15 protein-coding genes are annotated in these 20,016 nt (G+C 42.7%); 8 read left to right on the forward strand and 7 right to left on the reverse strand.

Annotation, left to right across the window (positions count from 1 at the left end; translation table 11 throughout):
• Nucleotides 1–120: 120 nt before the first annotated feature.
• From QM629_RS12515 to QM629_RS12530, 4 genes are all read left to right on the forward strand, one after another.
• Nucleotides 121–1,716 carry a peptide chain release factor 3 gene (locus tag QM629_RS12515; protein WP_415160215.1) on the forward strand — a complete coding sequence of 532 codons (1,596 nt, stop codon included), beginning with the start codon at nucleotides 121–123 and terminating at the stop codon, nucleotides 1,714–1,716.
• Nucleotides 1,717–1,946: 230 nt separating this feature from the next.
• Nucleotides 1,947–2,894 carry a hypothetical protein gene (locus QM629_RS12520; RefSeq protein WP_415160216.1) on the forward strand — a complete coding sequence of 316 codons (948 nt, stop codon included), beginning with the start codon at nucleotides 1,947–1,949 and terminating at the stop codon, nucleotides 2,892–2,894.
• Nucleotides 2,895–2,904: 10 nt separating this feature from the next.
• Complete coding sequence (locus QM629_RS12525; protein ID WP_415160217.1) at nucleotides 2,905–3,582, forward strand: hypothetical protein; 678 nt, start codon at nucleotides 2,905–2,907, stop codon at nucleotides 3,580–3,582.
• Nucleotides 3,525–4,325, forward strand: coding sequence for a sensor histidine kinase (locus tag QM629_RS12530; protein ID WP_415160218.1), 801 nt, complete (start codon nucleotides 3,525–3,527; stop codon nucleotides 4,323–4,325). Before QM629_RS12525 ends, QM629_RS12530 begins: the two co-directional genes overlap by 58 nt.
• A gap of 58 nt (nucleotides 4,326–4,383) precedes the next feature.
• Here QM629_RS12530 and QM629_RS12535 read toward each other — a convergent pair whose 3' ends face one another.
• Nucleotides 4,384–5,106, reverse strand: coding sequence for a tRNA1(Val) (adenine(37)-N6)-methyltransferase (locus tag QM629_RS12535; RefSeq protein ID WP_415160219.1), 723 nt, complete (start codon nucleotides 5,104–5,106; stop codon nucleotides 4,384–4,386).
• Nucleotides 5,107–5,141: 35 nt separating this feature from the next.
• Nucleotides 5,142–5,663 (reverse strand): VOC family protein, encoded by a 522-nt coding sequence (locus QM629_RS12540; RefSeq protein ID WP_415160220.1) that lies wholly within the window; start codon nucleotides 5,661–5,663, stop codon nucleotides 5,142–5,144.
• Nucleotides 5,664–5,785: 122 nt separating this feature from the next.
• On the opposite strand from QM629_RS12540, the gene tkt reads away from it, so the two are divergent.
• The 3 genes from tkt to QM629_RS12555 all read left to right on the forward strand — a co-directional run bounded on the left by tkt (nucleotide 5,786) and on the right by QM629_RS12555 (nucleotide 11,533).
• Nucleotides 5,786–7,780 (forward strand): transketolase, encoded by a 1,995-nt coding sequence (gene tkt, locus QM629_RS12545; RefSeq protein ID WP_415160221.1) that lies wholly within the window; start codon nucleotides 5,786–5,788, stop codon nucleotides 7,778–7,780.
• Between the two features lie 403 nt (nucleotides 7,781–8,183).
• A complete protein-coding gene (locus QM629_RS12550) occupies nucleotides 8,184–10,250 on the forward strand; it encodes an HAD-IIB family hydrolase (protein WP_415160222.1) in 2,067 nt (688 codons plus the stop codon).
• 11 nt (nucleotides 10,251–10,261) lie between these two features.
• On the forward strand, nucleotides 10,262–11,533 hold the full coding sequence (locus tag QM629_RS12555; RefSeq protein WP_415160223.1) for a glycosyltransferase: 1,272 nt from the start codon (nucleotides 10,262–10,264) through the stop codon (nucleotides 11,531–11,533).
• Nucleotides 11,534–11,778: 245 nt separating this feature from the next.
• On the opposite strand, the gene QM629_RS12560 is transcribed toward QM629_RS12555, so the two are convergent.
• The 3 genes from QM629_RS12560 to msrA form a co-directional block, all read right to left on the reverse strand.
• Nucleotides 11,779–12,171 carry a response regulator gene (locus QM629_RS12560; protein WP_415160224.1) on the reverse strand — a complete coding sequence of 131 codons (393 nt, stop codon included), beginning with the start codon at nucleotides 12,169–12,171 and terminating at the stop codon, nucleotides 11,779–11,781.
• 67 nt (nucleotides 12,172–12,238) lie between these two features.
• Nucleotides 12,239–12,520: a DUF721 domain-containing protein gene (locus tag QM629_RS12565; protein ID WP_415160225.1), complete on the reverse strand. Its 282-nt coding sequence runs from the start codon at nucleotides 12,518–12,520 to the stop codon at nucleotides 12,239–12,241.
• Nucleotides 12,521–12,633: 113 nt separating this feature from the next.
• Nucleotides 12,634–13,329 carry a peptide-methionine (S)-S-oxide reductase MsrA gene (gene msrA / locus QM629_RS12570; protein ID WP_415160226.1) on the reverse strand — a complete coding sequence of 232 codons (696 nt, stop codon included), beginning with the start codon at nucleotides 13,327–13,329 and terminating at the stop codon, nucleotides 12,634–12,636.
• A 169-nt stretch (nucleotides 13,330–13,498) separates the two neighbouring features.
• Here msrA and QM629_RS12575 point away from each other — a divergent pair, with 169 nt between their 5' ends.
• Nucleotides 13,499–15,175: a glutamine--tRNA ligase/YqeY domain fusion protein gene (locus tag QM629_RS12575; RefSeq protein WP_415160227.1), complete on the forward strand. Its 1,677-nt coding sequence runs from the start codon at nucleotides 13,499–13,501 to the stop codon at nucleotides 15,173–15,175.
• 88 nt (nucleotides 15,176–15,263) lie between these two features.
• Here the strand turns inward: QM629_RS12575 and lepB are convergent, their stop codons facing one another.
• Both lepB and QM629_RS12585 read right to left on the reverse strand, forming a co-directional pair.
• Complete coding sequence (gene lepB / locus QM629_RS12580; RefSeq protein WP_415160228.1) at nucleotides 15,264–16,769, reverse strand: signal peptidase I; 1,506 nt, start codon at nucleotides 16,767–16,769, stop codon at nucleotides 15,264–15,266.
• Nucleotides 16,770–17,068: 299 nt separating this feature from the next.
• The gene (locus tag QM629_RS12585) at nucleotides 17,069–19,828 is read right to left on the reverse strand and encodes a glycosyl hydrolase 2 galactose-binding domain-containing protein (RefSeq protein ID WP_415160229.1); all 2,760 of its coding nucleotides are present in this window, start codon (nucleotides 19,826–19,828) and stop codon (nucleotides 17,069–17,071) included.
• Nucleotides 19,829–20,016 lie beyond the last annotated feature (188 nt).

A 20,016-nucleotide genomic window follows, 5' to 3' on the forward strand; every position in this document is an offset into this window, starting at 1 on the left:
CAGCTATCAGCTATCAGCTATCAGCTATCAGCTATCAGCTATCAGCTATCAGCTATCAGCTATCAGCTATCAGCTATCAGCTATCAGCTATCAGATTGAAACATTGAACTGGTAATATAAATGAGCAACGAAAAAGAAATAAGCCGCAGAAGAACTTTTGCTATTATATCGCATCCCGATGCCGGTAAAACAACATTAACCGAAAAGTTTTTGTTGTTTGGCGGCGCTATTCAAACGGCAGGCGCAGTTAAAAGCAATAAGATTAAGAAACATGCTACGAGCGATTTTATGGAGATTGAAAGGCAGCGTGGCATTTCGGTGGCTACGAGTGTAATGACATTTGAATACAAGGACTTTCTGATTAACCTGCTGGATACGCCGGGCCACAAGGATTTTGCGGAAGACACTTACCGCACTTTAACCGCGGTTGACAGTGTAGTGCTGGTAATTGACAGTGTAAATGGTGTGGAAGAACAAACCCGCCGCCTTATGGAGGTTTGCCGTATGCGCAATACACCGGTGATTGTTTTTATTAATAAGATGGACCGCGACGGCAAGAACCGTTTTGACCTGCTGGAAGAAATTGAAAAGGAACTGAAAATTCAACTGCACCCGATGACCTGGCCCATTAACAGCGGCAAGGATTTTAAAGGCGTGTATAACCTTGATGCAAAAAGTTTATTGCTTTTCACCGCCAATACAAAAGCTGCCGAAGATGATGACAGCATAATAATTGAAAAATTGAATGACAGCATACTGGATGATAAGGTGGGCGGCAGCGACGCGAATGCATTGCGTGAAGACGTAGAGCTGATTGACGGCGTTTATGGCAGGCTGAATGTGGAAGACTATGTAAGCGGCCATGTGGCGCCGGTTTTTTTTGGCAGCGCCATCAACAATTTTGGCGTGAAGGAATTGCTTGACACTTTCATTAAGATTGCGCCCGAACCGCTTAACCGCGAAACGAGCAGGCGCCTGGTAAAAGTGGATGAGCCCAGGCTGAGCGGTTTTGTATTTAAAATACATGCTAACCTCGATCCCCGCCACCGCGACCGTATTGCATTTATGCGGGTATGCAGCGGCAGGTTTGAGCGCAACAAATATTATCACCATGTAAGGCTGGATAAGGATTTTCGTTTCAGCAACCCCTACTCTTTCATGGCCCGCAGTAAGGATGTTATTGAAGATGCTTACCCCGGCGATGTGATTGGCTTGTTTGATACCGGCAATTTTAAAATTGGTGATACGCTTACTGAAGGTGAAAATTTTTATTTCACGGGTATTCCATCTTTTTCACCTGAAATATTTAAGGAACTGGTAAATAAAGACCCCATGAAAACCAAGCAGCTTGAAAAAGGCATTACCCAGTTAACCGATGAAGGCGTGGCACAATTGTTCACGCAGTTTGGCGGCAATAAAAAAATTATTGGTTGCGTGGGTGAACTGCAGTTTGAGGTGATCCAGTACCGCCTGCTGAATGAATATGGCGCTGCCTGCGAATTTAGAATGCTGCCTTTTTATAAAGCCTGCTGGCTTACCAGTAAAGATCAGAAGAAGCTGGATGAGTTCCTTCGCTTTAAGCAACAGAACAGCGCAGCTGATAAAGATGGCAACCCTGTGTATCTGGCGCAAAGCGAATGGTTTTTAAATACGGAGATCACCAATAACCCGGATATCGAATTTCATTTTACAAGCGAGATACATAAGCAGGTATAAGGTTTAAGGTTCGTGCAGGAAGGACTGGTTTGTGGGCATTTTTGGGTGTGGGTGAAATCTCCTGTTTTATTTATTTCAGCCTTTTTATCATCAAACCAATAAAGCAATCTTTGAGTGGCCCTTCAGGGAAAATCCCCAACCCGCGATGTGAAAAATACGGTTAAAAAGATGTTAGTAATTATGGAGCTTGCAGGCTGATTACTTTGTATTTTTCATTTAAAGATTAAACCATGAAACACAATTGTACCCGATTGCTTTTAGCAGCGCTTGCCGGATTAATATTTCAAACTTTATCAGTTGATGCCAAAGCACAAAAATGTAACTGCACAAACTCCTGCGATGGAATAAAACCATTACCGGCAATGTGGGTAAGCGACAGTTCAGCTGATAAAAGGAAAAAGCAGCTTTTTAAAAAAGAGTTATTTGCAAAATCAAAGTATCAATTATTGAAGGAAACAGGAAGGCTATATCATAACAATCCTTATTTTTTTATATCAAAAAGCAATCTAAATGAAATAATTAAGGCAGATACAGGCACTCAGAAAGCCCAGGGCCTTAGAGTAATATTTGCTTGTTTTGTTAAGAAAGGCAGCGATACCTCTATACAGCTAAATGATGGTCAGATAGTTTTGCTTTTTACTGCTGCTGATAAAAACACAGATTATGGGAAGTGTTATGTGGTGGATAACGATACAGTTTTACATAAGGTACCCGATAGCAATAAGATCAACTGGACAACAGAATATAACAATCATATATTACCTGCACTAAGAAAAACAATTGATTCTAACAGCGATAACGATAACGGTTCAAAAAACTATACTGACACAAAAAGCATTTATTATGAAAACAAGAGGATTATTGAAGCCTTTGAAGAAATTAAAACCAATACGATGTTAAAGGACTTTATAGGATTTCGAATAACAATATCAGCTTATGATAAAAAAGGAAAAGATTCAACCTGCTATGATGGCCATAGGTATAAGAAGAGAATGATATTACAATTTGATTATGTGAAAACCGGCAACAAACTTTTTAAGTTTGAAGATTCGCCTGATTTCTGTTGTAGAAAATGTAATATGAATCACCACGAAAGCTTTCTGAAATCGAAAGATAACACTATAATGGCACTTGATAACGGTCACCTCTGTCCTGCCAACTGCCCTGTAACACAATAAAAAACCACCGATGCTGCTTTCTTACATTAATATCACTATCATAGCCGAATGGGCTTCTTTTATTGCCGCTGTGGTTTTGCTGGATAAGCCAACCGGCCAATGGCGGTCTTTTAAAATACTGGCTTTTATTACCATCCTGCTCGATGCAACAGGATGGTATATCAGCTATATACGGAAGGCATACAATAATGCGCTGCCCTATAATATTTTGCTGCTTATAAATGTTTTGTTTTTTGTTTGGATATTCAGCCTGGCTGCACCGGCAATGAAAAAGCTTTGTTATTGGCTGACGGGTATATTTTCGCTGGCCTGGCTGATGAATTTCATTTTCCTGCAGGGCATGCATGTTTATAATTCTTACACCGAATTAACCGGAAACATTATCTTTTCATTTTTGAGCTGTTACTTTTTTTATGCCCTGCTTTCGCAGGAAAATTATGTAAACCTGCTGGCCAGCGAATATGCCTGGCTGGCCATTGGCTTGTTACTGTCTGCACTGGGCAGCATGCTGATTTACCTTTTTCTTGATTACCTGCAGCATTATCACGATGTTACCGGCATCAACCTGTATGGTTATATTAATTACACAGTAAATGTAATTTTACGTAGCAGCTTAATCATTGCATTTATATGCCGCCGAAGGAACACCCGTCAGACCTCATTATCGCCATTATCATCGCCACAATAGTTTTATTGCTGGCGGGCGTTTTCATTTTTATACTGGTGGCTTACTTTAATGGCCGCAAAAAAAGATATATACAGGAAAAGCAACTGATGCAACTTTCGTTTAATGAACAGTTGCTGAAAGCCCAGCTTGAAACCCAGGAACATGCTTTTAACCAGGTAAGCCAGGAACTGCATGATAACATTGGCCAGTTACTGAGCAGCACCAAAATGCTGCTCAATATTGCGGGCATGGAAATACAAACCGTGCCGGATACATTCAAAACTGCAGAGCAAAGCCTTGCCCGCGCTATACAGGATTTGCGCACACTTTCCAAATCTTTGAATACAGACTGGATACGCCAATTCGATTTTATAGAAAACCTGAACTGGGAAAAAGAACGGCTGAATGCCGCCCGCAACATATCCGTGCGTATAAGCAGTGATTATGAAAAACTGCCTGTGGAAGCTGAAGCGCAGGTTATGCTTTTCCGCGTGGTGCAGGAGGCTGTTCAAAATACATTAAAACATGCAAACGCTACGGCAATTGATATTCATATCAAAAAAGAAGGCGACATGATTCAGCTAACGGTTAATGATAACGGAACCGGCTTTGACATAACCGCAACAAAAAATAAAAGCCTTGGCATAAGAAACATGGCACACCGGGTTAAGTTACTGCAGGGAAATATCCATTGGCTTAACCGGGAAGAAAAAGGAACGGCTGTTATAATTCAAATACCACTGGATAAAGAAACATCTCAATAAAACTGTGAATGCATTTCTTTTTATTAAGAAAACAGATGCGCCCGCCTGTGAAAAATACTTACAATTTCAGGTAATACGTTTGCAGCAACCCCACAAACGCTTCTGTATAATTTCCGTCTTCATTCATTATGCTCATCTCTGAAAAAACAGGAGAGCCTTCCTGTTTCGTCAACAAAAACATGCTTCTGAAATAATCATGCATTCCGGATTGCTTCACCAGCGCTTTTTCCCGCACAAAAAACTTACCATCAATCAATGCCTCAAATTCTTCCGTTCTGAAATATGGCAGCAGCGCGAAAAAACGCCCGCCATCATTAAGCAGCGTATCTGCAGCAGCAATCAACTGCCCCAGCCTTAATTCCGCGCTGTGCAGCGCCAGGTTTCTTTTAGCATCACCACTCTTCAAATCATTTTCATAAAACGGCGGATTGCAAATAATAATATCATACTTATGCGCAGTTGTTTCAGCAAACTGCTGGATAGAAGTATTATAAACATTAAGCCTTTCTTTCCACGGAGAAGCTTCAAAATTTTCTTTTGCCTGCTGCGCTGCAGCTTCATCAATTTCAACAGCATCCATTATTACATCCGGTAATTTTTGGGCAAGCATTAAAGACAATAAGCCTGTACCGGTTCCTATATCCAGCAAGCGGTGAACTACAGGCTGTAAGTTATAATCAGCCGCCCATGCTCCAAACAAACAGGCGTCGGTGCAAACCTTCATGGCACATTGATCCTGATAAACCGTAAATTGTTTGAACTTAAAATAATTATTGGGCATGGAACAAACCTTAAATAAACTATAACAGCTTTGAATTAATATTCCTCTCCCCGGGTGGAGAAGGGTTGGAGCGAGGTCAATTCGGCAAGCAAAGATTCCATATCCAGTTCTTTCGTGTACATGTGCAACTCGCCATTCGTATCAAAAGGCCATTGGTCGCGGGGTTTGTCCCAATACAATTCAACACCGTTCTCATCAGGATCATTCAGATACAGGGCTTCAGAAACACCATGATCGGCAAAACCGGTGAAAGGATATTTGGCATCCAGCAGCCGTTTAAATACAACTGCCAGGTCTTTTCTTGTGGGATATAGAATAGCAGTATGAAACAGGCCTGCAGAATGCACCGGTGCCGGCGGCGCATTTTTGCTGTACCAGGTGTTTAAGCCTATATGATGATGATAACTGCCGGCAGATATAAATACAGCCCGGGTGCCAAACCTGTCCATAATTTCAAAACCCAGTAAATTTTTATAAAAAGATAATGCACGGTCCAAATCGGCAACTTTTAAATGCACGTGCCCGATTCTGGTATGGGGCGGCACAGTATAATCCATACAAAATTTTAGCGGAAATTAGTGAAATACATGCAGAATCTATGTTATCGAGGATAATTGTCATGTAAACAATTATTTTTTCTTTAATAAATTTTTATCTTGCCGCTCCTAAAAATAAAAGAATGAACGCTGATCTTACCAAATTATCAATTGACACAGTCCGGCTGCTTGCAGCAGACGCAGTTCAAAAAGCAAACTCAGGCCATCCGGGTACTCCAATGGCCACTGCACCAATGGGTTATGCATTATGGACAAAAACAATGAACTACAACCCCAAAAATCCTGAATGGGCCAACCGAGACAGATTTATTTTATCAGCAGGCCACGCCTGTATGTTACAATATGCTTATCTATACCTAACCGGCTATGATGTTACCCTTAATGATATAAAAAATTTCAGACAGTTGCATAGCAAAACAGCAGGCCACCCTGAATATGGTTTATTACCCGGTATTGAAATTACCACCGGCCCCTTAGGTCAGGGCTTTGCCAATGGTGTTGGCATGGCGATAGCTCAGAAATATCTTGCTTCCCGCTATAACAAAGAAGGCTTTGATCTTTTTGATTATAACATTTATGCCATCTGCAGCGATGGTGATTTAATGGAAGGCGTAAGCGCAGAAGCCGCTTCCATTGCCGGCCATTTAAAATTGGGCAACATTATTTACCTGTACGATAACAATCATATTTCAATTGAAGGCGATACTTCACTGGCATTTGACGAAGATGTGGCAAAACGTTTTGAAGCCTACGGATGGCATACGCAGTCTGTTGCAGATGGTAATGATGTGGAAGGCATTGCTGCCGCTATTAAAAACGCGAAAAAAGTAACCGACAAACCTTCCTTGATTTTGGTTAGGACACATATTGCTTATGGTGCTCCCAACGCGGTTGATACGGCTGAATCGCATGGCGCACCACTGGGCAAAGAAGAACTGGCCGCCACAAAAAAGAATCTTGGTTTCGATCCCGAACAATCTTTTGTTGTTGCAGATGAAGTGCTTGACTTCTACCGAAAGGCTGGTTCCAAAGGTGCCGATACGGAAAAGCAATGGAAAGAATTATTTGCAGCTTATAAAGAAAAATATCCTGAACTGGCCGCAGAATATGAACTTTTCAGCAGCGGTAAGTTACCGGAGGGCTGGAAGGAGAAACTGCCGGTATTCGGCCCGGATGATGCAATGGCTACCCGCCAGGCATCAGGCGAAACCATTAATGCCATTGCAGATCTCTTCCCGCTGATGATTGGCGGCGCTGCCGACCTTGCACCTTCAACCAATACATTAATTAAAAATGCACAGTCATTTGAAGCCGGCAATTACAACGGCAGGAACTTCCATTTTGGCATACGCGAACATGCCATGGGCGCTATATTAAACGGTATAGCTGTTACCAAAGGCTTTACACCCTATGGTGCAACATTTTTAATTTTCAGTGAATACATGCGCCCGCCCATCCGCCTGGCAGCCATCATGCAGTTAAGGCCAATCTACATTTATACACACGACAGTATTGGTTTGGGTGAAGACGGCACAACGCACCAGCCGGTTGAACAGTTGGCTGCATTGCGTGCCATACCCAATGTTACCGTTATCCGCCCGGCCGATGCCAACGAAACAGCGCAGGCCTGGCGCGTTGCACTGGAGCATACAGGCGGCCCGGTTGCAATAATCCTATCTAGACAAAAACTGCCTTCTTTAGATCAAAGCAAATATGCAAAAGCATCAGGGCTTGAAAAAGGAGCATACATATTATCGGATGCTGAAAATGCACAGCTTATTTTAATTGCAACAGGCAGCGAAGTTTCACTTGCCCTAAAAGCGCAGGCTGCATTAAAGGAAGCGGGCATTGCCGTAAAGGTGGTAAGCATGCCATCGTGGGAATTGTTTGAAAAACAGGATGCCGCTTATAAAGAGTCTGTATTTGCAAAGTCTTTAAGCAAACGCCTTGCTATAGAAGCCGGCTCTCCCATGGGCTGGCATAAATATGTTACGGATGAAGGCGATATAATCGGCATTTCAAAATTCGGTGAATCTGCACCGGGTGATGTGGTTATGAAGGAATATGGCTTTACTGTGGAGAATATTGTAAACAAGGCAAAAGCCTTATTGCAATAAAGCTTTTAAAGTGGTTGTTTATATTATAACCGGGTTGTTGCAAAAAAAGTGACAATCCGGTTTTTGTTTGAAGTAAATTATTCAAATCATTACACTAAAAAAATCACCACATAGTTTTATCAGGAAAATGCAAACCAAAGGTGCAACCTATATGTGCCCGCCTCCTGGGCTTTAAAGGGATTATACAATACTATTCTACTATAACCAAACTATCGCTGCGCAGAGCTTATTTCCAAAGTGAAAACAGGTGCTTTTTAATAAAAAGGCATGATTTTTAGAGTTTTGTAACAATCAGCAGGAAAAATTTTTGCAATTTGGCTTATACTGCCTACAATAAGCATTTTTATTTTTCTTATAACGTGATGCTTTCCCTGCAGGCAATACAATAAACAGCATTATTTCTATGGCAATAAAATTTCTTTCATTCGATATAGATGACACATTATTACCGGTCTCAAATCACCATTTTTCTTTTGTGAGGCAATGGAAAAAAATAACATTTGATGAGCCACCGCTGCTTTGCTATAACACAGGACGTTTAATTGATGATACCATGAAATTAATATTGTCGAGAAGGCTGCCTGTACCCTCTTATATAATATGCGGTGTTGGCACGGCAATATGGGACGTTAAAACAAGAAAACTTATTAAAGCGTTTTCGCAGGTATTGGAAGAAGGATGGAATATAGATACAGTTAACGATGTTATGAACGGCCTTAAAAACGGACTGAAAAAGCAAGCGGATCATTTTCAGAATGAATATAAATCAAGCTGGTACCTGCACGATGCAACGCCCGAAATGTTATCGGGTATTGAACAGGCCTTGGCAAAAAAAGGGCTGGGGGTAAATGTTGTTTATTCAAGTGATATTCACCTGGACATATTGCCTAAATGGGCCAATAAAGGAAATGCACTTAAATGGCTGCTGGACTTTCTGAATATCCCGGCTGATGAAACCATTGTTGCCGGAGACAGTGGTAACGATATGGCAATGTTCCAGATAGAGGGAATAAAAGGAATTGTGGTGGCTAATGCGCACCAGGAATTATTAAGTCAGATAAAACCAGGCCGCGTTTATTTTTCCGGTAAAGAACATGATGAAGGCGTGGTGGATGGCCTGTTACATTTTGGCGCCCGTGTTTCAAATGATCAGGTTTTGGAAAATACGCAGGGCAATGACGAAATAAACCTGGAGCAGATAAACCTGATGGATATAGGGGAAATAAAAAGTATAACAGATGCTCAATATGACCTTATTCTGCAGGGATACGAGGAGGCGCTTAAAGTAATTCTCAAAAACATTACTCCCATGGGGTTTTCTGCCTGTTCGCTGAATGATAATGCTGCATCAGGTACTGATGTTAATTACAGGAGTGTATGGGCACGGGACGGGTCAATCGCCATTACCGGAACAGTGTACCTTATTGATGACACCGAGGTGTATAATTGCCAGCTCAACACGCTAAAAACGCTGCTGAAATATGTGTCACCGGCCGGGCAGATTCCCTCCAACGTAAGCCTTGATACCGGCAAACCGGATTATTCAGGTGTGGGCGGCATTTGCTCCATAGACAGCGGGCTGTGGCTTATAATCGCTTTTCATGATTTTATAAAAGCATCAGGCAATATCACCTTTCTTCGGGAAAACATTGATACGCTGCAGCGTATAATGATATGGCTGACAGCGCAGGACGGAAACAATGATGCACTGCTTGAAATACCTGAAGCAGGCGACTGGACAGATCTTTTTGGCAGAAGCTATAACGTTTTATATGATGAAGTTATCTGGTACCAGGCCAATGTTTGTTTTGGCAGGCTGCTTGAGTTGCTGGGAGAATATAAAAAAGCCGGCAACTATCTGCGGTGGTCGCATATTATAAAAAGAGAAATCATTCAAAACTTCTGGCCCACCACCGGCGGTATATTAGATCATTCTACCGGCTTTGCCGAAAAACAATTTACTATCGGCGATGCCAGGTATTTAATAGCTCAGGTAACCCCTTTCGATTTTAGCTGGAGGTGCGATGTTTATGCCAACATCCTTGCCTTCCTGTATAATGTTGTGGACAAAGAAAAGGCTACAACTACGTTCCGGTTTATCTGGGGTGCGGGCGTAAATGATCCTTTCCCGGTAAAAAATGTGTATCCTGCTGTGATGGCCGGCGACCCGGATTGGCGGCCATATTATACCGTTAATCTTTTAAACCTGCCCAATCACTATCACAATGGCGGCATCTGGCCTTTTGTAGGGGCAGGCTGGGTCAGGTATATTGATAAACTGGGCATGCGGGAGCTGGCTTTGAAAGAGCTATACAAATTAGCAGAATTAAACAAACTCGGCATATTTAATGAATGGGAGTTTAATGAATGGGCGAATGGAACAACAGGCAGGCCCATGGGAAAATCGTACCAGGCATGGTCGGCATCTGAATATATCCATACCTGCCATGAGCTTAATTTAATAAACTAAAAAACACAAATATGCAAAGGATTTTAATAATGTCAGTACATGGCTATGTAGCCGCAGAGCCCGAACTGGGCAAACCCGATACCGGTGGCCAGGTAGTATATGTACTGGAACTGGCTAACCGTTTCAGCAGGCTGGGCTTGAAAGTTGACCTGGTTACAAGGCAGTTTGAAGACCAGCCTGAATTTGATATTGTTAATGAAAATTTCAGGGTGTGGCGTATTCCGTTTGGCGGCAAAAAATTCATCCGCAAAGAAGATATGCACGATTATCTCGATCAGCTGATTACCAACTTCCTGGCCAAAGTTAGGACTACCGGCATCAGGTACGACCTGGTGTATTCCCATTACTGGGATGCGGGCTGGGCTGGGCAGAAAATAGCAGAAGACCTTGATATTCCGCATGTGCACACACCGCATTCACTGGGCTTGTGGAAGAAGAATAACCTTGGCGGAGATTTTGACCCGGTTGAAATGGAAAACATTTACCGGTTTGAAGAACGCATACGCAAAGAATACTTTGTTTACCAGATGTGCAATTATGTTATCGCTACCACGCTTCCGCAAATAGAACTGCTGAAAAACAGTTATGACGTATTGGATACACATGTAACCGTTATACCTCCCGGAATGGATGAAAACCGTTTTTCTCCGGTAATGACGGAGGAGGCATCACGGCTGCGTGAGCGGCACTGCTTTCTGGAACACGATGTTTTAGCTTTAGGGAGGATGGCATATAACAAGGGTCATGATTTGCTTATAAAATCATTGCCCACACTTTTTGAACTGGTGCCACAGGCGAGGTTAGTAGCCGCCATTGGAAGCAATGAGTCTGAACAGGATAAACAGGGTGTTGAAGAACTGAAAGCCCTGGCAGAAGCATTAGGCGTTTCCGATAAAATCGTTTGGAAACTATATGTGCCTGACGAAGATTTAGCAGATTATTACCGATGCGCAAAAGTATTTGCACTGTCGTCGAGGTATGAGCCATTTGGCATGGTAGCCATTGAAGCAATGGCATGCGGAACACCTACAGTCATTACTGTGCATGGTGGTTTATTTGACCTTATAAATTTTGGCAAACAGGCACTATTGGCCGATCCCAACCGTCCGATCGAATATGGAACTATGCTGGCATTTCCGTTGCTTTACCCGGAAATAGCAAAACGCATTGGCGTGGAAGGCGCCATCTTTTCCAGGAGAAATTTCGGATGGACAGGTATTGCCCAACGCATCATCTCGGTATTTGAGCCCCTGATAAGAAGCAAAAAACTGCTTGCCAACTAATTATTTTAACGTGAGCTCAATATAATTTTTAACCCGGGCTTTTAAGCCCGGGCTGCTTAAGGTAAAGTGTTATTGGCTTTGGCCAAAGCTTTATTTTTTGATTGAAGAACCCAGGCTAAAGCCGGGAACCTATGTGCATCTTCTGCCCAAAGCTAAAGCATCGGGTTAATGAATGTTTATATTGAACGCGCGTTAATTGAACCGGGTTTGGAAGATATGCCAAAGTCTCAAACTGCAGCATTAATTTAATTATAACTGCTTAATTCAGCTGATAAGTCATTAAAATATTTTGCCCGTTTAATACAATCGTTATAAGAGCTTGGCTTGATTACATAAGAATGCGCACCCAGTTTAAGGCTTTGTTCTTTCTCAATATTATTTATGGAAGTTGAATACATGATTACGGTGATGTGCTTAAGCTTTGTATTTTGCTTTAATATTTTTAAAACCTGCGTGCCATTTAACCTGGGCATATTCAGATCAAGCACAATAACCGAAGGCAGTTCATTATCGGTTAATCCTTCCAGGTAAAGCAGTGCGGTTTCGCCGCTATCGGCATAATGGGCAGCATCCGGCGCTCCTATTTCCGCAAACATATCCTGCATCAGCATCCTGTCTTCTGCGTCGTCATCAACCATTAATATTTTCTTTCTTCCCGCCATTGGCTTTATACATACAACCGTGAAAAATAAAGCATACCTGCGTTTACTTTATAACAATATCAGTAATGGCTTTTTCGTGCAGCGCTTCATTTATCCTTTCAATTATTTTGGTTTTTTGATAAACCAGTTCCTGTTTTAACGCAGCTACAGAAGTATAAACAAAAAGGGTATTATTAATTATTTGGATTTTATCCGTATAACGGGCAATGGTTTTACCCATCACATCTTCCCAGATACCTTCAATCTGCACCGCCCTTAAACCGGCTTTAAGCTTACTCCTGTTTAAGAATTCCTTCAGTGCATCGCCTAATTGCAATTGAGCCATTGTGCGAATGTAAAAAACTTAAAAATTTCTTCGGTTATTTTTTGCCGGCCGGTATCCACTAACCGGAAAATCATGAGGAAGCAAAAATTTGGATACGCCCTTTAACCTGCTATTCATTTATTCGCCGTTTCGCTGTTTTTAGAGGTGCTTTTTAATTTATTCTTAAACACCTTTTCAAACTTTTCCACCTTTGGCGCAATTACTAAACGGCAATACATCTGGCCCGGATTGTAATCAAAATATTTCTGGTGGTAATTTTCGGCAGCATAAAAATTCCGGTAAGGTTCAATAGCTGTAACAACCGGTTTATTAAAAACCCCGCTATCATTTAGCGCAGCCTTATAATGTTCTGCTTTTTCTTTTTGTTCTTCTGAATGATAGAATATCACGCTGCGGTATTGCGGGCCTACATCATTACCCTGTCTGTTTAAAGTGGTGGGGTCATGTGTTTTCCAGAAAACTTCAAGCAATTCATCATAGCTTATAACAGACGGGTTGTACACCACCTGGCAGCATTCTGCATGGCCTGTGGTGCCGGTGCAAACTTCTTCATAAGTGGGATCAGGCACAGAGCCTCCGCTATAACCGCTTGTAACCTTTATAACGCCATTTAATCTTTGAAAGATGGCTTCTGTGCACCAGAAACAACCTGTTCCAAAACTGGCTGTATCAGTGACTGCCGTAGTAATTTTTTGCTCGCTCATACCAATAACAGATTGTGTGTTGTGCCCCGCACAGGACGAAATGGAGAAGATGCCTGCAAACCCAAGCATGGATAAGCTAAAAATATGTGTGAAATTCAGGAGCATGGTGCAAATAACATTTTTGTTGCCAGTAAGACAAGTTAATTAACAAACTGCAAGGGCATAAATGCAAAAGCGCAAAAGAAACCAGTTTAACGTTTCTTTTAAAATTCGCTGGTTGAAGATTCTTCAGGAGGTTGACTAACGCAACATTAAGCAATTATCTTTGCCGGTTATGGCAGAAGAAAAATCTTTAAACTTTTTAGAAGAAATAATAGAGCGCGACCTGGATGCCGGCAAATATGTTTCAATCATTACGCGGTTTCCGCCTGAGCCCAACGGTTATTTACACCTGGGTCATGCGGCGAGCATTTGCCTGAACTTCGGCCTCTCAAAAAAATACGGCGGCTATACCAATTTGCGGTTTGATGATACCAACCCCACAACAGAAGAAACAGAATATGTGGAAAGCATAAAAAATGATGTGCGCTGGCTGGGCTTTGAATGGAAGCACGAGCTATATGCTTCGGATTATTTTGAACAGCTATATCTTTTTGCAATTAAGCTGATAAGGACAGGTTATGCATATATTGATGACAGCAACAGTGAAACCATGGCTGCTGAAAAGGGCACGCCAACAACGCCGGGCATTAACAGTAAATACCGCAACAGAAGCATAGAAGAAAACCTGCGCCTGTTTGAAGAAATGAAAGCCGGAAAATATAAAGACGGCGAACGGGTATTGCGTGCAAAAATTGATATGGCGCATATTAATATGCTGATGCGCGACCCGGTTATTTACCGTATTAAACATGCACACCACCACCGCACAGGCGATAACTGGTGCATTTACCCGATGTATGATTTTGCACATGGCCAAAGCGATTCCATAGAACATATAACACACAGCATTTGCACGCTGGAATTTGTGCCGCACCGCGAATTATACGACTGGTTTATTGAGAAGCTTGATATTTACCCTTCCCGCCAGTATGAATTTGCAAGGCGCAACATCAGCTATACCGTAATGAGCAAACGCAAGCTGCTGCAACTGGTAAATGAAAAGCATGTGGATGGCTGGGACGACCCACGCATGCCCACCATCAGCGGGTTAAGAAGAAGGGGTTATACGCCTGCATCAATCAGGGATTTTTGCGACCGGGCAGGCATTGCCAAAAGGGAAAACGTTACAGAGCTGAGCCTGCTTGAATTTTGTGTGCGGGAAGATCTGAACAGGATCGCTTTGCGCAGGATGGTTGTGTTCAACCCGGTAAAACTTGTGCTTACTAATTATAAGGAGGAAAACGAAATGGTGAGCGTGGAAGATAATCCTGAAGATGCTAATGGCGGTTTTCGCGATGTGCCTTTCAGCAGGGAATTGTATATAGAACAGGATGATTTCATGGAGAGCCCGTCCAAAAAATATTTCCGCTTATTTCCCGGCGGCATGGTACGGTTAAAAGGCGCTTACATTATAAAATGCGATGAAGTGGTGAAAGATGATGCGGGCAATATCATCCAGCTTAACTGCTCTTACATCCCTGAAAGCAAAAGCGGTAACGATACATCAAACATAAAAGTAAAAGGCACCCTGCATTGGGTAAGCGTGGCGCATGCCATAACAGCCGAAGTAAGATTATACGACCGTTTGTTTAAAGCAGAAGACCCATCCGGTGAAGCAGGCGATTTTAAAGATTACATTAACGAAAATTCGCTGGAAATTCTTCCTGTTGTATATGCCGAGCCTGCTTTAAAAAATGCAATGCAGGATGAGCGTTATCAATTCCTGCGCAAAGGATATTTTACTTTGGATAAAAACGCCACCCAAGAAAAGCTGATCTTCAACAGAACGGTTACATTAAAAGACACCTGGGCAAAAGAGCAGCAAAAAGAAGGCGGCAGGAAGGTTTGATTGTAAAGTCTCTAACAATTGTATGCCCCTGCATTTGCAAGCTTAAAAGACCGGGTTATTTTTTTATGCCGGCTTACTGATTATCCTTTTACTGAATAGATTTAAACAAACGGCTCCATCGCGGGCCTTTATCCCAGCTAAACCATATAAGCGAGGCTTTTCCCACAATATGCGTTTCCGGAACAAAGCCCCAGTAACGGCTGTCCTGGCTGCGGTGGCGGTTATCGCCCATCATCCAGTAATAATTGTATTTAAAAGTATAATTATTGGCAGGCCTGCCGTTTATTACATAGCTGCCATTTGCATATTCCAGCGTATTATGCTCATACGTTGTTATAATGCGCTCATACAAAGCAATGTTCTGTGGCGATAAGGTTATGGTTGATCCGGCTTTAGGCACCTGCAGCGGGCCGTAGTTATCAACAGACCATTTAAAATTGGCAGTATCAAAAGGAAACGTTTGAATGGTTACATCCGCTGACGAATAAATAGAAATACTTTTTACGTTTGGCTGCCTTTTTACAATAGCCGCTTTTTCAGGTGTAAGGTTCATAATATATATTTTCTGGCTGCCATCAACCTGCACCTGGTCGCCATTATTAATATCCATCTCCAGGGAGTCTTCCAGGAACTGCGGGTTAAAGATGGTGCCATTTGTTTCAACCACATAATCAATCTGCGAACCGGGCGCCACATAAGCAGGCTGATTGTTTACATACAGTATGCCCTGTTTGTTTTGTATCACGTCGCCGGGCACGCCTACACAACGTTTTATATAATTATCTGTTTTGTCAAAAGGGTGAACAAGCACAGGATACGTTGCATTCAATGCATCACGGTTGCCGTTAAACTGTTGTCTCAATACATCATAATACAAAACCTTGCTGCCATAGTCCGGCAGGTTGATGATGGTGTCTGCAGCCGGAACATTGAACACAACCACATCATTTCTTTTTATGGATGTATAACCCGGCAATCTTTTATACGGTAACTGTATCCATTTTAAATAAGAGGGCGTGGTGGGCATGCCCGGCATAACATTATGCACAAAAGGAAAACTCAGCGGCGTTACCGGCAGCCTTGCCCCATAACTCCATTTGCTCACAAACAGAAAGTCGTTTATCAGCAATGTTTTTTCCATACTTTCTGTTGGAATGGTATAGGCTTCAAAGATGAATGTGCGGATTAATGTGGCGGCCACTACAGCAAATACCGCGGCGTCCACCCATTCCCTTGCAGCCGATTTTTTGTAATGCTTCATTACATCTTTACCGCCCCATCTCACATCTTTTGAAAAACCAATATATGGCAGGTAAATGAATGGCAGGAACACCAGTGCGGCATGCTGCAGCAGCGTAAACTGCCCGAAATGCATTACAAAAATTATCGTTATCCAGATAGTGACAAACTGTCCCAGGATTGGAATGAACTGCACCCAGAACCATAGTTTTTTAATGCCGGTAATTTCAACCATGCACCAGGTATTGTAAAATGGCACAAAGGCTTTCCAGGCGGCAATACCGGCTTTTTTAAACAAGCCATAAACACCTATATGCCAGCCAATGGCGCCGATTATAAATATGATCCAACCCATGATTTTATTTTAAAGGCAACAAAAATAGTATTCTAATTATGCAACTGCAATTAAGCAAAGTAAAGTTTTCTTAAATATGTTTAACGTTTCCACGGCCATACAGGCGGTTATTGGCGTAGCATAAAGCTTATACAGTTTGCACAGTTACGATGCGAACAGGCCAAGATTTCAGGAAACTGTGTTAACAATTCAATTCTTTACAGGGTTTGGCAATTTTTCGCACAGAGCAAAGGAGTAAACAGCGTAATACAACGTCTCTGTTGGCGCTGTGTTCTCTGCGCGAAAAATTTAAACAGATTCTAAGGCAGCTCAGTTGTAACGCCGGTTACATTCCATGCAGCTATGGTAATCTGCGGTTTCTTACCATTCAATTTTTCAAGCGGGCAGCTAACCGTTACCGTTGTGCTTTCGTTTGGCATTAAAGAAAAATAATTATTGCTCCAGAAAGCCGGCATTACTTCTTCATTATTTACCATTAACTGCGGGTTAATGAAGAAAGCAAACTGTGACGAAGTATTGGTAAACTGCAAAGTATAATACTGATAACCGCTCTTCTTTTCTGAGGCAATAACTTTATTCGATACAACAGCCGCGGGCATCCTGCCGAAAGATGTATAATCATTTTCTGGTTGCAGCCAGTAGGTATTTTCTGAAATGGTTTTGCCATGCTCATCTCTTACATGCAGCACAACAAACACAACATCCTTTTGTTTGGCAAGCACATCAACCAATGGTATAAATTCATTGGCTGCGCTTGCACGCATATTAATTTTTCTTGATTGCCGGTACAAAGGTTTTCCGCTTATATCAATCACCTGCGCATCAACAGTTAAGTTTGAATACGGCTGATAGCTGCGGTTAATAACGGCCACCGCAGAATCATCATAATTAAACTGCACATGCAGCGGTGCACAGGCGCGCTGCATAAAATAATAGCCGGCGTTGGGCTGCAAAAACCAGTCATATACCTGCCATATCACACTTGGAAATGCCGCATTCAGTTTCCATAACATAACACCGCCATTATCGTTAAGCTTATGTGCAGCGGCTTCAAAAATGCCGCGGTAACCATCAGCATTCATCAACTGCATTTTATCAGCATAATCTTTCATGCCTGCAGGTGCACCAAAACGGCTGGCCATCTGTTTATAATAGTCTTCAAAATGGCCTGCGCCAATACAGGCGTCATGATAACCCCAAACATTATTTAACGGGTAAGGAATGGTATCATCGGGCACAAGCGGCGTAATATTTTTTGCCAGCGATGAATAGGGCGGCTGCGATGGAATGCCTGTTTCATCTTTAAAAACCCAGTCTTTACCCTTATTGATAAGCTCATAATACTTTGAAGGCTCCTGCCACCTGTACGGCCCACCGCTGTACACGCCCGAAGGTTTATCATCGGGCCATGAGCCGGCAAAACCCTGTGGCAGTTTGGCAAAGCCCGATGAACTTGGAATGAAGGGCCTGGTGCCGTCAAGCTGTGTAATATTATCCCGCATGGCATCGTATAATTCTTTACGGGCATGGCCTTCGTTGCCGCCCGTCCACACCAGCAGGCTTGCATGGTTGCGTATGCGGTAAATGGTGCTTATTACATTGCGCTTAAAAATTTCGCCCTGCAAAGGATAATCAGGCGAGCCTTTAAATTCGCCCTGCGTGTCGCCGGTTATCCAGAAGTCCTGCCATACCAGCAGACCATAACGGTCGGCCAGTTCATAAAAATCATCTGTTTCTGCCAGGCCGCCGCCCCATATTCTTACCAGGTTTATATTGGCATTGCGGCATAAATGCAGTTCGTAATCGTTGCGCAGCGAATCGCGGTTCAGCATCATATCAGGCACCCAGGCGCCGCCCACCAAATGCACCCGCTTCCCATTCACATAAAAATCCCTTCTCGCCCAGTCTTTCACCATCCTTACTTCTGAGCTTACCGTGCGGATGCCAAACAGGAATGAAGTATCATCAGAAATGGTATTAGCGCTTATATATTGCAGGCGGACGCGGTAAAGATCGGGATCGCCATAATTATTGGGCCACCACAAATGCGGTTTGCTTATCACAAACTGCTTCACATCATCAGCAGATAATTTTATTTCTTTTACAGCATTGGCTTCCACCATTACCTCTTTTTCCACATCAAAAGCTTTGCCCTCAAATGTTTCAGGAGAAATGGTAATCTTCAGCTTACCTTTTGCTGCCGCATTGCCATTATTCTTTAATGATACGTTCAAACTTAATTCAGCCAGCGAAGTATCAGGCAGTTTGGGCAGTTCGGTTATAATATGCGGCTGCTGTATCACCACACTGCCTGTTGTGCGCAAATAAACCGGCTGCCATATACCCATGTTGCGGTCGTGCACTTCGGGTATCCAGTCCCAGCCTACCGAACAAAGCATGGTAATGTTCTTGCCGATATCGCCTGTGGGGCCGCCGTTTAAAAAGAAATCGCCCAGGGCTTTTAGTTGCGGCGGCGCAGGCTCGCCCGGATAATCGAGCGGGTAAATTTTCACGGCCAGCACATTGCTGTCGCCGGGCTCAATGGCATCCGTTACATTCAGGCTGTATTCCGCAAACATGCCCGCCATTTGCGATGAATCGGCAAACTGCTTTCCGTTCACCCATACCTCTGCGCGGTAATTAATGCCCTTGAATATAAGCTGGAAGATTTTGCCTTTGTCAGCCGCGGGCACATTAAACACCGTTCTGTACCAGTACGGCTTTTTCCAGGGATTGGGGTCATTGGGCAGATAGCTGTATTGCTCAAGATTATATTTCCTGTTGAACGAATCTGAAGCGTCGGGTATCAGCATATTGTTCATACCGGTGTATGGATCAGGATATACTTTATTGGCCACCAAACCGGTAAGCACGGTTGAGGGAACTTTTACAGGAAACCAGTAATTTTTTGAATGGTAATCTTTACCGGAAATGGTTGCCGCATCCTCTTTAATAATAGCGGATGACTGCATATCAAAATCGGTAAGCTTCACCTGTTTTACCTGGGCAGATAGTAATGTGGGAAGGAGCGTAATTACTGCGAAAAAAATTTTTTTCATGGCTGTTGTTTTGTGCACTAAATATATAATGATCATAATTTATTATTTCATACAATCTTAACTGGTCGGGTAAGCCGGAGCGTTTTAGTCCCCAGTTTCTCACAGAACCGTACCTGACAGTCTCCCGTCATACGGCTCTTGTCAATCTAAATCGTGTAACCAGCATGCCAGTGAGCAAATGATCAGGG

Origin of the sequence: Parafilimonas sp., from assembly GCF_047606085.1 — a bacterium.
Lineage (GTDB): Bacteria > Bacteroidota > Bacteroidia > Chitinophagales > Chitinophagaceae > Parafilimonas.